Here is a 12,860-nt window from a genome sequence, read left to right as displayed (position 1 = left end):
CTGCCCAGCCGCTTGCGCACCGCCAGCCGGGCTGGCTTCCTCGTTCTGCTCGGCATGCTGCCGCTGGCGGCGCTCGCCTTGCCTACCTACAGCGAGGTGCGCGCCGCCTACGTCAGCTCCGACGCGACGCTGCTCGCCCGCGACGGCCGGCCGCTGCACACGCTGCGTCTCGATAAAAACGGCCGCCGCGAGGCGTGGACCGGGCTGGACGACATCGCGCCGGCCTTCGTGCGCGCCGTGATCGTCTCCGAAGACAAGCGCTTTCTCGAACACGACGGCGTGGACTGGCAGGCGGCCGGCAAGGCGGCGTGGACGAACTTCTGGGGCGGCCGCACGCGCGGCGCCAGCACGCTGAGCATGCAACTGGCCGGCCTGCTCGACGAAGACGGGAAACGCAGCGGTCGACGCAGCATTTTGGGCAAAATCTCGCAGTCGACCGCTGCGTTGCGCCTGGAACGCAGCTGGAACAAGCGGCAGATTCTCGAGGCCTATCTCAACCTGGTCGATTTCCGTGGCGAGTTGCAGGGCGTCGGCGCGATGAGCCGCAAGTTGTTCGGCAAATGGCCGCACGGGCTGGACGAGCGCGAGTCGGCGCTGGCTGCAGCCCTGCTGCGCGCCCCGAACGCCGCCCCGGCGCTGGTCGTCAAACGCGCCTGCAACCTCCTCAAGGAGATGAACCGGGGTGGCGAGTGCGACGGTCTCGACGGCTTTGCAACGCTCGCCCTGGGCGGCAGCCTGGGCGCACCGGCGACGCCGCCCGGCGAACAGCTGGCGCCGCATCTCGCGCGAAAAATGCTCAATTCGACCGGTCGACCGCTACGCTCGTCGCTTGATGGCGAGCTGCAGCTTTTTGCCGGCGAGGCGCTGCGCCGCCACCTGGCGGCCCTGCGCCGCCAGAACGTCGAGGACGGCGCCCTCGTCGCCATCGACAATGCAAGTGGCGAGATCCTCGCCTGGATCGGTTCGAGCGGCGACCTCTCGGGTGCCGCCGAGGTCGATGGCGTGACCGCGCTGCGCCAGGCCGGTTCGACGCTGAAACCCTTTCTCTACGCGCAGGCCTTCGAGCGCCGCCAGCTGACGCCGGCCTCGCTGATCGAGGATGCGCCGCTGACGCTGGACGCCGGCAACGGCCTCTACGCGCCGCAGAATTACGAGCCGCATTACCGCGGCTGGGTCTCGGCACGCATGGCACTGGCCGGCTCGCTCAACGTGCCGGCGGTCAAAACCCTGGTCCGGCTCGGCCCGGACGCCTTCCAGCAACGCCTCAAGGCGAGCGGCTTCGCCAGCCTCAAGGAAAGCGGCGACTGGTACGGCTACAGCCTGGCACTCGGCTCGGCCGATGTCTCGCTGCTGATGCTCGCCAACGCCTACCGCACGCTGGCCAACGCCGGCCTCTGGACGCCGCTGCGCGCCGTACCGGGCAAGGCTGCGGCCGAGCCGCCCTGTCGTCGCGAAGGCTGCGCCGGCGTTTTCGACGGCACGCCGCATGCGGTCAACACGCCGCAAAGTGCCTTTTTGGTCAGCGACATCCTCGCCGACCGCAACGCGCGCGCCACCACCTTCGGCCTCGAATCCTGGCTCGCCACGCCCTACTGGGCTGCGGCCAAGACCGGCACCAGCAAGGACATGCGCGACAACTGGTGCATCGGCTACTCGCGCCGCTACACCGTTGCCGTCTGGGTCGGCAACGCGAGCGGCAGCCCGATGCACGACGTCTCCGGCGTGTCCGGCGCGGCGCCGGTCTGGCGCGAAGTCATGGACTGGCTGCAGCGCGGCGATGCCCGCCATGCCCGACCGGGTGTGCGCAGCGCGCCACCCACCGCCCCGGCCGGTCTGGTCCGGACGAAAACCCGCTTCGAACCGGCGCGCGAGCCGCAACGCGAGGAATGGTTCCTCGCCGGCACCGAGATGCCGGTCGTGCGCGCCGCGCCGAGCACGGCGCTGGCGCGCATCGCCTACCCGGCGAACGGCAGCGTCATCGCGCTCGATCCCGACATTCCGCCGCAACGCCAGCGCGTGCCGCTGCGCCTGTCCGCCGCGGCCGGTCCGGACTGGCGCTGGCGCCTCGACGACAAGCCGCTCGGCAAGGCCGGCGACAAATTGTCCTGGCTGCCGCAACCGGGCCGCCACAAGCTGCGCCTGGAAAACGGGCGCGGCGAAACGATGGACGAAACCAGCTTTGAAGTCCGTGCGCTGAAAGGCAAGGGAACTTAAGGCGCACCGGCGCTATCCCAAACCCATCCCGCCGTCTGCCTGCCCGGAAAAATCGATGCCCGTCCGCCGCCTTGCCCTGATCGTCGTCCTCGCCATGCTCGCCTTCGCTGCCAACTCGCTGCTCTGCCGCCTGGCGCTGAAAACCACCGGCATCGATGCCGGCAGTTTCACCAGCCTGCGCCTCGCCTCGGGTGCCGCCGTGCTCTGGCTGCTGCTGCGCTGGCGCGGCCCGGCGATGCCGCCCGGCGGCAGCTGGCTGGCCGCGGCGGCACTGTTCATCTACGCCGCCGGCTTTTCCTTCGCCTATCTCAGCCTGCCGACCGCGGTCGGCGCCCTGCTCCTGTTCGGCGCCGTGCAGATGACCATGATCGGTACCGGCCTGTGGCGCGGCGAACGCCTGCAGGCCGCGCAGACGGCCGGTCTCGTCCTCGCCCTCGGCGGCCTGCTCAGCCTGCTTGCGCCCGGCCTGGGCAGTGCCCCGCCGCCGCTCAGCGCTGCCCTGATGCTCGCCGCCGGCATCGCCTGGGGCGTCTATTCGCTGCTCGGCAAGCGCCTCGGCAACCCGACCGTGGCGACCGCCGGCAATTTCCTGCGCGCCCTTCCGTTCTGCCTCGTCCTCAGCCTCACCGGCCTGGAACGAATCAATCTCGATACGGCCGGCGTCGTCTATGCGCTGGCTTCAGGCGGCCTCGCGTCCGGCCTCGGTTACGCGCTGTGGTATGCGGCCTTGCCGGCCCTCGCCGCAACCACGGCAGCGAGCCTGCAACTGAGTGTGCCGGTGCTCGCCGCGCTCGGTGGCGTGCTCTTTCTCGGCGAGGCGATCAGCTGGCAACTGCTGCTCAGTTCGCTCGCCATCCTCGGCGGCATCGGCCTCGTCATCGGCGGCAAGAAGCGCCTTCCCGGCGCCGCCTGAATCGCGCAGATAGCCTGCCTTGTGGCAAACTCCACGGCATGAACGCACTTCCTCATCTCTCCACGGTCGACTGGCTGGCGGTGGCCATTTTCTTCGCTTCCTGGGCCGGCTACGCCTGGTATTCCGAGCATAGCCGCTGGGGCGAAGGCGGCCTCGTCCGCACCAGCCAGGCTTACCGCCTGCAATGGGCGCAGCGCATGCTGGAGCGCGAGATCCGCGTTGCCGACTCGACCCTGATCGGCAACCTGGTGACCAGCGTTTCCTTCTACGCCAACACCACCATCTACATCATCGCCGGCCTGCTCGCCGCGCTCGGTGCCTCCGACAAGCTGCTCAGCTTCACCACCGAACTGCCGTTCGGCAGCCAGGGCAACCGCGAACTGCTTGAACTGAAGCTGATGCTGCTGCTCGCGTCCTTCGTCTTCGCCTATTTCAAGTTCACCTGGTCGCTGCGCCAGTTCAACCTGCTCTGCATCCTGGTTGGCGCCGCCCCCTTCGGCAAGGCCGGCGATCCGGCCATCGACCATTACGCGCTGCGCGTCGCGCGCGCCAACAGCCTGGCCGGCGACGACTTCAATCGCGGCATCCGCGCCTATTACTTCGGCCTCGCCGCCTCCGGCTGGCTGCTCCACCCGGTCGTCCTCGGCGCCCTCGCCATCGGCGTGCTGATCGTGCTTTACCGGCGCGACTTCCAGTCACCGGCGCTGGCCATCCTGCGCGACGAAAAGTAGGCCAGGATGCGCCCCGCCACCCCGCTCGCCGGCATCGGCTTCGGCCTGCTCGCCTACGGCATCTGGGGCTTTTTCCCGCTCTTTTTCCGGCAGCTGTCGCATGTCGCACCGATGGACGTGCTCTCCAACCGTGCCGTCTGGGCCTGCGTTTTCGTCAGCCTGCTGCTCACCCTGCGCCAGGGCTGGGGCAAGGTGCTGGCCGTGTTCAAAACGCCGCGCCAGTTCGCCATGCTGGCGCTGGCCGCGCTGCTCGTCGGCAGCAACTGGCTGGTCTTCCTGTGGGCCGTCGCCAACCATCAGGTGGTCGCCTCGAGTCTCGGCTATTTCCTGACGCCGCTGGTCAATGTGCTGCTCGGCCTGCTCGTGCTCAAGGAACGCCTCAACCGGCTGGAGTGGATCTCGGTCGGGCTGGCCGTCGCGGCGCTGCTCAACGAAGTGGTCAGCCTGGGCAGCCTGCCCTGGGTGTCGCTCTTCCTCGCCGCCACCTTCGGCAGCTACGGTCTGGTCCGCAAGCAGGTGCCGGTCGATGCCGTCTCCGGCCTATGGCTGGAAACCCTGGCCATGCTGCCGGTGTGCGGCATCTACGCGCTGTGGCAGTGGCAAACGGCCAGTCATGCGGTTTTTGCCGCGCCGGATGCGTTGACCGCCTGGCTGCTGGTCGGCGCCGGCATTCTCACCGCTTTGCCGTTGATGGCCTTCGCCGCCGCGACACAGCGCCTCGACCTGGCCAGCGTCGGCATGCTGATGTACATCAACCCGAGCATGCAGTTCCTGACCGCCGTCTGGCTGTTCGGCGAGCCGCTGCAGAACGCCCGCCTGGTCAGCTTCGGGCTGATCTGGCTGGGACTTTTCGTGTTCAGCTGGAGCATGTGGCGGAAATACCGCCGGCCGGCCGCCTGACGCGGCCGGAAGCGTCGATCAGCCGAGGCGCCGGCGCGCTTCGAACAGGCAGACGCCAGCCGCGACGGAAACGTTGAGGCTTTCCACCGTACCGTGCATCGGAATCTTGATCAGCTGGTCGCAATTTTCGCGGGTCAGGCGGCGCATGCCTTCGCCCTCGGCGCCGAGCACCCAGGCGGTTGCTTTCGGCCAGGTCGCGGCGTAGAGATCGTCTTCTGCCTCGCCGGCCGTGCCGATCACGCAGATTTCACGTTCCTGCAACTCGCGCAGCGTGCGCGCCAGGTTGGTGACCATCACGTAGGGCACCGTTTCGGCAGCACCGCAGGCGGTCTTGGCGGCGACATCGGTGAGGCCGACAGCGCGATCCTTGGGCGCGATCACGGCATGGACGCCGGCCGCATCCGCAACCCGCAGGCAGGCGCCGAGGTTGCGCGGATCGGTGATGCCGTCGAGCACGAGCAGGAAAGCCGGTTCTTCCAGCGTATCGAGCACGTCGTCGAGATGCGCTACCTTGCGGCCGCCCTCGATGCGGGCAATGACGCCCTGGTGCTTGGCGCCGGGTGCCATGCCGTCAAGCCGCTTGGCATCGAGCGCCAGCACCTTCACCGCCTGCAGCTCGGCGTGCTTGAGCAGGTCGCGCAGGCGCGCATCCTGGCGAGCAGCGTCGAAACTGATTTCCTTGACGGCGGCAGGATCGTGGCGGAGCTTGGCGGTAACGGCGTGGAAACCGTAGATCAGGCGGGAAGACATGGCGACTTTCTGAAAATTGAAGGCGCGATTTTACCGCGCCAGCGGCGGTCGACCGTCAAAACGGCCTCAAATGCCCGAACGCAGCACCGAATCCTCACGCTCGATCCAGTTCACCAGCGCCACATCGTGCGTTGCGATGTGCTGCGCGATCCAGCGCATCAGCAACTGATCGAGCTCGCGCACCAGGCTGACGGTCTGCGTCGAATCAAGTTCGCGCACCATGCGCTCGACCATCGCCGAAATGCCCGCATGGTCTTCCATGTGCACCTGGCACAATTCGCGGTCGATCATCAGCAGCAGCGAATCACGCATGATCGACTCTTCGGTCTTGAAGTGATCGAGGACAAAACCCAGCACACGCCCCAGTACGTCGACCAGGGTCTGTTCGCAATGCTGATGGCGCGCTGCATCACAATTGGCGCAGGAAGCAAGGGAAGACTGACTATTGAGGCAGATCGCACGCGCCGCGTTGAGCGCGGCGAAGAGCTCCTGGTGCTCGAGATCGATGGTCCGGTTGCCGGTCAGCAAACCGATCTGCATCGCATCCACCGCCCCTCCCGCCCCATCAATGCCTTGTTCGAACATGTCATCTGCCCGCTGGATACTGTTTGTACATTCTACGACGAAACGCCTATTTTTCGGCCACCCCTTGAGTTGTCGAAATAGCAGCCGATAATCAACCAACGGCTTGTCACAACGAAAGGGAAATCCGTGCTGAGCGAACACCAGCGACACTGGGGCGTTGATCAATGGGCTGCCTACCTGAGCAATCATGAGTTGCCCTGCATGCCGCGTTCCAAGGCGCAATTGCTCGAACGTGAAAGCGAACTCGGCGAACAACTGTCGGCACGCGACCTGGCCGACATTGCCGGCGCCGACCCCTTTCTCTGCCTGCGCCTGCTGCGTGCCGCCGAAAGCCGGCGCACCCAGCGCCTCGGCCATGAAACGACAACGCCGCTCGGCGCCGTCATGCAACTGGGTACCGACACCTTCCACAAACTGCTGCGCGACTGCCCGGCCACCAACGAAGACAATGCCGGCCTGGCCGCCTGCGAAGCGCGCAGCTACCTGGCCAGCCGCCTGGCCCTGCGCTGGGGAACGGCGCGCGCCGACCTCCAGCCGGACGAAATCGCCATGGCTGCCCTGCTCTCGGAAATCGGCGAACTGCTGCTCTGGTCGTTCGCGCCGGAACTGCCGCTGGCCGCGCTCGAAGCACTGCACAGCGGCCGGGCGCAACGCTCCATCCAGGCACAGATGGACGTCTGCGGCTTCCGCTTCAAGGATCTGACCCTCAAATGCGCCAGCATCTGGAATCTGCCAGGGCTGCTGCCGCAGCTGATCCGCGGCATCGACAACACGCGCGCCAATCTGTCCCGGCTGTGCATCGACACGGCCCGCCACCTGGCAAGCGGCGGCCATGACGACCCGGCGCTCCCCTCCGATATCGCCGAGGCCAGGCACCTGATTCCCGGCGCCTCGCTCAATTGGCTGGCCGAGCAGTTGCCCGGCATCGACGAGGAGGGCGCCGCCCTCCTCGCCCTCAAGGCAGCCGAACTGATCGAGCCGACCGAGCCTTGAGGATTCCAGCGGTCAACGCTTGGCGGTCGCCTTTTTTGCCGCCGGCTTGGCCGCAGCCTTGACGCCCCGCTTGGCGGCCGCTTTGGCCGGTGCTTTGGCCGGTGCTTTGGCCGGTGCTTTGGCCGGTGCTTTGGCTGCCTTCTTTGGAGCCGCCTTGACAGTCTTCTTGACCGGAGCTTTGGCTTGTACCTTGACCGGCTCCTTGACCGCCACTTTCGGTGCTGCCTTGCGACCGACCTTGGCCGCAGTCTTGCCGACCGGCTTTTCGAACACCGGCACCAGCGTCGGCACGGCCGTCTGCTGCATTCTTCCGCCCTGGCGCGCCTTGCCCGGTGCGGCCTTGCCGGCCGGACGAGTCTTGCCTTCGCGGATCAGGGCAAAATCGATCTTGTTGGTTTCCAGATCGGCCCGGACCAGCTTGACCTTGGCCCGGTCGCCGAGACGGAAGCGCTGGCCGGTGCGTTCGCCGAGCATCTGGTGCTTGACGTTGTCGAACTGGAAATAGTCCTCGCCCAGCTCGGAGACATGCACCAAGCCTTCAATGTAGATCGTATCGAGGGCAACGAAAATGCCGAAGGCAGTGACTGCCGAAATGGTGCCTTCGAACTCCTCGCCGATGCGCTCCTTCATGAAGAAGCATTTCAGCCAGTTCTCGACATCGCGCGTCGCCTCGTCGGCACGGCGCTCGGTGCCCGAACAGTGCAGGCCGATGTCGTCCCAGCTACCGACTGGAACATATTTTTCCTTGGCGAGCACGGCCTTGATCGCGCGATGCACGAGCAGGTCGGGATAACGCCGGATCGGCGAGGTGAAGTGCGTGTAATGCTCGTAGGCAAGTCCGAAGTGGCCGACATTGTCGGGGCTGTACATGGCCTGGCGCAGCGAGCGCAGCATCACCGTCTGGAGCAGCTGGAAGTCCGGCCGCGGCTTGACCTGCTCGAGCAGCTTGCCGTAATCCTTGGCATCCGGCTCGTCGCCGCCTGACAGATCGAGGCCGAACTCGCCGAGGAAGCTGCGCAGATTCTTCAGCTTTTCAGCTGAAGGCGCTTCATGGATGCGGTACAGGCAGGGCTGCTTGTGCTCGGCGAGGAAAGCCGAGGCACAGACGTTGGCCGCCAGCATGCATTCCTCGATGATGCGGTGGGCGTCGTTGCGCACCACCGGCACGATGTTCTCGATCTTGCCCTGCTCGTTGAACAGCATCTGCGTTTCGGTGGTCTCGAAATCGATCGCGCCGCGCACTTCACGCGCCTTGTGCAGCGCGTGGAACAATTTGTACAGATCCTTGACCTGCGGCTGGATCTGTTTGTGCACATCGCTTTCCGGCTTGGCTTCGCCGGACAGCCAGGACCAGACCAGGTTGTAGGTCAGGCGGGCGTGCGAGCGGAACACCGCGGGGTAGAAACGGTATTTGCCGATCTTGCCGGCAGCGCTGATTTCCATGTCGCAAACCATGGCCATGCGTTCGACGTCGGGATTGAGCGAACAGATGCCGTTGGAGAGCTTTTCCGGCAGCATGGGAATGACCCGGCGCGGGAAGTAGACCGAGTTGCCGCGCTCCATGGCTTCCTTGTCGAGCGCCATGCCCGGCTTGACGTAGTGCGAGACGTCGGCGATCGCAACAACCAGGCGCCAGCCACGCCCCTTCTTTTCGCAGAAGACGGCATCGTCGAAATCGCGCGCCGTTTCACCGTCGATGGTCACCAGCGGCAGTTCGCGCAGGTCTTCACGGCCGACCAGGTCGGATTTCTTGACCTTGTCCGGCAAGGCCTTGTTTTCGGCGAGCGCCGCCTTGGAGAACTCGAAAGGCAGGTCGTGCTTGCGCAGCGCGATCTCGATCTCCATGCCCGGATCGGCGTAATTGCCGAGCACTTCGCTGATGCAGCCGATCGGCTTGGAATACTTGCTGGGCTGCTCGATGATATCGACCATCACGACCTGGCCGGCAACCGGCTTGATCTTGCCCTTCTTCTCGGTCGACACCAGGATATCCTGGGCGATCCGCTTGTTTTCCGGGACCACGAAGACGACGCCGTGCTCGACGAAGACGCGGCCGACGACGCGCGTGTTGGCGCGTTCGGTGACTTCGACGATGCTGCCTTCCGGCCGCCCCTTGCGGTCGGTACCGACGACCCGGACCAGTGCCCGGTCGCCATGCAGGACCTTGCCCATCTGGTGCTGGTCGAGAAAGATGTCGGCGCTGCCGTCATCGGGAACCAGGAAGCCGTAGCCGTCCTGGTGACCCTGGATGCGGCCCGGCGTCAGGCTGGCGCGCTCGGGCAGGATGTAGGAGCCCTTGCGGTTGCGCATGAGCTGGCCTTCGCGCTCCATGGCGCCGAGCCGGCGCTGGAACATGTCACGCTCGCTGCCGGCAATATCGAGCAGTTCGGTCAGTTCGATGAAGGAGAGCGGCCGGCCTTCGTCGGTCAGCACCTTGGAAATATATTCGCGGGACGGCAGCGGGAATTCATAGCGGGTGCACTCGCGTTCGAAGAACGGGTCGGCACGGCGGATTTTGGATAGTTTGATTCTTGACATCTCTTTTTCTTTCTCTATAATCGCGGCTCTTCGCACCTGTGCCCAGGTGGCGGAATTGGTAGACGCACTAGTTTCAGGTACTAGCGGGTAACTCCGTGGGGGTTCGAGTCCCTTCCTGGGCACCAACGATTTTGACTGAAGGCCTTGTGAAAACAAGGCCTTTTTTCATTTCTGCCCCACACCTGCGGGACAGGCCGCATTGTCTCACAGGGCGCCACAGGCGTCGCCGGGAAATCGCCGCGCCGGACCGGATAAAAAAATTTTGCGAAAACGCTGTACAGACCGAAGAAAATCCTTATAATGCGCCCTCTTCGCACCTGTGCCCAGGTGGCGGAATTGGTAGACGCACTAGTTTCAGGTACTAGCGGGTAACTCCGTGGGGGTTCGAGTCCCTTCCTGGGCACCAGCGATTTCTTGTCGGTCGCCACCGACAAGAACGCGAAAAGCGGTTCAGTCCGCAACATGATCAAGGCCACTTCGGTGGCCTTTGTCGTTTCCGGCTTCCGGAAACAGCCCCCCCCGGCGATCACGCCGGCCCGACCGGGCAGCCATGGCGAATATGACAAGGCGTCATCGAAGCGTAACAAAGGCCGACTATCGTGCGTCCTTCGCCGGGCCGGCACCGCCCCCGGCATAGCGCCCTTTCCCGCCGACATGATCACCTTGCGCCGCCCCGCCCAGCTTTTCCCTCGCCTCGACCCGGCGCCGCTCTGGCCGGCACTCGGACATCTCGCCAGCCTCGTCGTGCTGCTCGCCGCCGTCTGGCTGCTCGCCGGCCTGCTAGGCGCCTTCGTGCTGCCCGCCGCCGCACCGGCAAGCAATCGCAACAACGATCCGCAGGCAGCGGCCGCACTTCTCGTCGCCTCGCCCCTGTTCGCCGGAGCAAGCGCGGCCGCACCGCGCGCCGAACCGGCCAGCCACCTGCAACTGCTCGGCGTCTTCGCCTCGGACCAGGCGGCGCAGGCACGCGCCATCATCCGCCGCGACGGCGAAGCAACACCGCTGGTCGTCGCCGTCGGCGACCGGATTGGCGAACAGTTCATCGTCAAGCGCATCACCCCCCGCCAGGTCGAGCTGCTCGCCGGCAGCACCAGCAGCCAGTTGAATCTCCCTGCCACACAGACCGCCGAAGCGGCTTCACCTTCTTCCGAAAACTGACCCCAACCGATGAACACCCGCCTCAAGCGCCACCTGCTGCACGCCTGCCTCCTGCTTTGCTGCCTCGCCTCGCCCTTGCCCGGGCTGGCCGCCAGCGAGGAAATGACCCTCAATTTCGTCGGTGCCGACATCGAGTCGGCGGTCAAGGCAATCGGCCAGATTACCGGGCGCAATTTCGTCATCGATCCGCGCGTCAAGGGCACGATCAACATCGTTTCCGGCAAGCCGGTATCGCGCGACCTGGCCTACCAGGTGCTCGTCTCGGCGCTGCGCATGCAGGGCTACTCAGTGGTCGAGGGCGGTGCGGTGACCAAGATCCTGCCCGACGCCGATGCCCGCCTGCATGCCGGCCCGGTCGGCGGGCGCGGCCTGGGCGACCAGATCACGACCCAGGTCTTTCACATCCGCTACGAATCGGCGCCGCAGGTCTTGAATGCACTGAAACCGCTGGTCGGCCCCAACCAGTCGATTACTGCCAACGCCGGCAGCAATACCCTGGTCGTCACCGATGCCGCCGACAACCTGCGCCGCATCGAACGCATCATTGCCTCGATCGACGTGCCGCACGGCGACGATCCGCAGGTCATCCGCCTCAAGCATGCCTCGGCGATCGAGGTCGCCGCCAACATCGGCCGCCTGTTCGGCAACGGCGCCGCGGGCACCGCCGGCAGCCTGGTCGCGACGGCCGACCCGCGCGGCAACCGCATCATCCTGCGTGCCGACAATCCCGGGCTGCTCGCCCGCGCCGCCGCGCTGGCCAGCGAAATGGACCAGCCGGATGCCGGCTTCGGCAACATCCGCGTCGTTTACCTGAAACATGCCGAGGCGCCGCGCATCGCCCAGATGCTGCGCGCCATCCTCGGCAGCGAAACCGGCAGCGGCAATGCCGCCGGCCAGAACACCCGCCTCACCGGCAGCACGCCATCCGGCGGCAGCAGCACAGGCACCGGCAACAATGCCTTGAGCACGCAGAACGCAGCAACGGGCAGCAACGCCGGCAGCAACTGGGCAAACGAGAGCGGCAGCAGCCAGAACGGCGCCGCCCTCGTCCCGGGCAGCATGGTGCAGGCCGATGTGGCGAGCAATTCGCTGATCATCACGGCGCCCGAGCCGGTCTTCAACAACCTGCAGAACGTCATCGCCATGCTCGACCGGCGCCGCGCCCAGGTCCATATCGAGGCGCTGATCGTCGAGCTGAGCGCCGAACGCGCCGCCGAATTCGGCATCCAGTGGCAGGATCTGAGCGGCCTCGGCAAGACCGGCCTGAGCACGATAGGCGGCACCAATTTCGGCGGCACCGGCCAGAACATCATCACCGCGTCGACCTCGATCAGCACGCTGGGCACCGGCCTCAATCTCGGCATCACCAACGGCAAGATCACCATTCCCGGCGTCGGCACCATTGCCAATCTCGGCTTTCTCGCCCGCGTCCTGGAAAGCGAGGCGCACGCCAACATCCTGTCCACGCCGAACATCATGACCCTGGACAACGAAGAGGCGAAAATTGTCATCGGCAAGAACCTGCCCTTCGTCACCGGCTCCTACAGCACGACCAGTACGACCAGCACGGTGACGCCCTTCCAGACCTACGAGCGGCGCGACGTCGGCCTGACGCTGAAGGTCAAGCCGCAGATCACCGAAGGCGGCGTCGTGCGCATCCAGATCTACCAGGAGGCTTCGTCGGTGCAGTCGGGCACGGCGAGCAACACCACCGGGCCGATCACCAACACGCGCTCGATCGAGTCGAGCGTGCTCGTCGACGACGGCAAGATCATCGTGCTCGGCGGCCTGATCGAGGACAGTTTCGGCGCCAACGAGGAGAAAGTGCCGCTGCTTGGCGACATTCCCTTCCTGCGCAATTTCTTCCGCTACGCAGACCGCAGCCGCAAGAAAACCAACCTGATGGTTTTCCTGCGCCCGCGCATCGTGCGTGACGAACTCGCCTACAAGGACATGACCGAGGATCGCTACCAGCAGTTGCTCGACGGCCAGAAGCGTCAGGGCGAGAAGCAGATCCCGAGCTGGGGCGAAGCCGGCGTGCCGGAACTGCCGGCCCTGCCGGCCGCGAACTGAGCGCA

The 12,860-nt window shown here is 65.8% G+C and carries 10 protein-coding genes and 2 tRNA genes; 9 read left to right on the top strand and 3 right to left on the bottom strand.

Features of this window, described 5'->3' with window-relative positions:
* Window positions 1–12: 12 nt before the first annotated feature.
* From pbpC to rarD, 4 genes are read left to right on the top strand one after another with little or no spacing between them, the layout of a single operon-like run.
* Window positions 13–2,214, top strand: coding sequence for a penicillin-binding protein 1C (pbpC, locus tag KIG99_RS16735; protein WP_226461174.1), 2,202 nt, complete (start codon window positions 13–15; stop codon window positions 2,212–2,214).
* A gap of 55 nt (window positions 2,215–2,269) precedes the next feature.
* Window positions 2,270–3,127 carry a DMT family transporter gene (locus KIG99_RS16730; RefSeq protein ID WP_226461173.1) on the top strand — a complete coding sequence of 286 codons (858 nt, stop codon included), beginning with the start codon at window positions 2,270–2,272 and terminating at the stop codon, window positions 3,125–3,127.
* A gap of 38 nt (window positions 3,128–3,165) precedes the next feature.
* A complete protein-coding gene (locus tag KIG99_RS16725; protein ID WP_226461172.1) occupies window positions 3,166–3,858 on the top strand; it encodes a DUF599 domain-containing protein in 693 nt (230 codons plus the stop codon).
* Window positions 3,859–3,864: 6 nt separating this feature from the next.
* Complete coding sequence (gene rarD / locus KIG99_RS16720; RefSeq protein WP_226461171.1) at window positions 3,865–4,758, top strand: EamA family transporter RarD; 894 nt, start codon at window positions 3,865–3,867, stop codon at window positions 4,756–4,758.
* 18 nt (window positions 4,759–4,776) lie between these two features.
* Here the strand turns inward: rarD and rlmB are convergent, their stop codons facing one another.
* Both rlmB and KIG99_RS16710 read right to left on the bottom strand, forming a co-directional pair.
* Window positions 4,777–5,508 carry a 23S rRNA (guanosine(2251)-2'-O)-methyltransferase RlmB gene (rlmB, locus tag KIG99_RS16715; RefSeq protein WP_226461170.1) on the bottom strand — a complete coding sequence of 244 codons (732 nt, stop codon included), beginning with the start codon at window positions 5,506–5,508 and terminating at the stop codon, window positions 4,777–4,779.
* A 66-nt stretch (window positions 5,509–5,574) separates the two neighbouring features.
* Window positions 5,575–6,093 carry a bacteriohemerythrin gene (locus KIG99_RS16710; RefSeq protein ID WP_226461169.1) on the bottom strand — a complete coding sequence of 173 codons (519 nt, stop codon included), beginning with the start codon at window positions 6,091–6,093 and terminating at the stop codon, window positions 5,575–5,577.
* 126 nt (window positions 6,094–6,219) lie between these two features.
* On the opposite strand from KIG99_RS16710, the gene KIG99_RS16705 reads away from it, so the two are divergent.
* Window positions 6,220–7,086 carry an HDOD domain-containing protein gene (locus KIG99_RS16705; protein ID WP_226461168.1) on the top strand — a complete coding sequence of 289 codons (867 nt, stop codon included), beginning with the start codon at window positions 6,220–6,222 and terminating at the stop codon, window positions 7,084–7,086.
* A 12-nt stretch (window positions 7,087–7,098) separates the two neighbouring features.
* Here KIG99_RS16705 and rnr read toward each other — a convergent pair whose 3' ends face one another.
* A complete protein-coding gene (gene rnr, locus KIG99_RS16700; protein ID WP_226461167.1) occupies window positions 7,099–9,624 on the bottom strand; it encodes a ribonuclease R in 2,526 nt (841 codons plus the stop codon).
* A 40-nt stretch (window positions 9,625–9,664) separates the two neighbouring features.
* Here rnr and KIG99_RS16695 point away from each other — a divergent pair.
* The 4 genes from KIG99_RS16695 (at window position 9,665) to gspD (ending at window position 12,855) form a co-directional block, all read left to right on the top strand.
* Window positions 9,665–9,749 (top strand) — tRNA-Leu (locus KIG99_RS16695).
* 196 nt (window positions 9,750–9,945) lie between these two features.
* A tRNA-Leu gene (locus KIG99_RS16690) sits at window positions 9,946–10,030 on the top strand.
* An 8-nt stretch (window positions 10,031–10,038) separates the two neighbouring features.
* On the top strand, window positions 10,039–10,782 hold the full coding sequence (locus KIG99_RS16685) for a type II secretion system protein N (RefSeq protein WP_226461166.1): 744 nt from the start codon (window positions 10,039–10,041) through the stop codon (window positions 10,780–10,782).
* Window positions 10,783–10,791: 9 nt separating this feature from the next.
* Window positions 10,792–12,855: a type II secretion system secretin GspD gene (gene gspD / locus KIG99_RS16680; RefSeq protein WP_226461165.1), complete on the top strand. Its 2,064-nt coding sequence runs from the start codon at window positions 10,792–10,794 to the stop codon at window positions 12,853–12,855.
* Window positions 12,856–12,860 lie beyond the last annotated feature (5 nt).

The organism is Quatrionicoccus australiensis (genome assembly GCF_020510425.1).
Lineage (GTDB): Bacteria > Pseudomonadota > Gammaproteobacteria > Burkholderiales > Rhodocyclaceae > Azonexus > Azonexus australiensis_A.
Note: the sequence above shows the minus strand (reverse complement) of the source record. Positions and strands in the feature narration are given on the sequence as shown.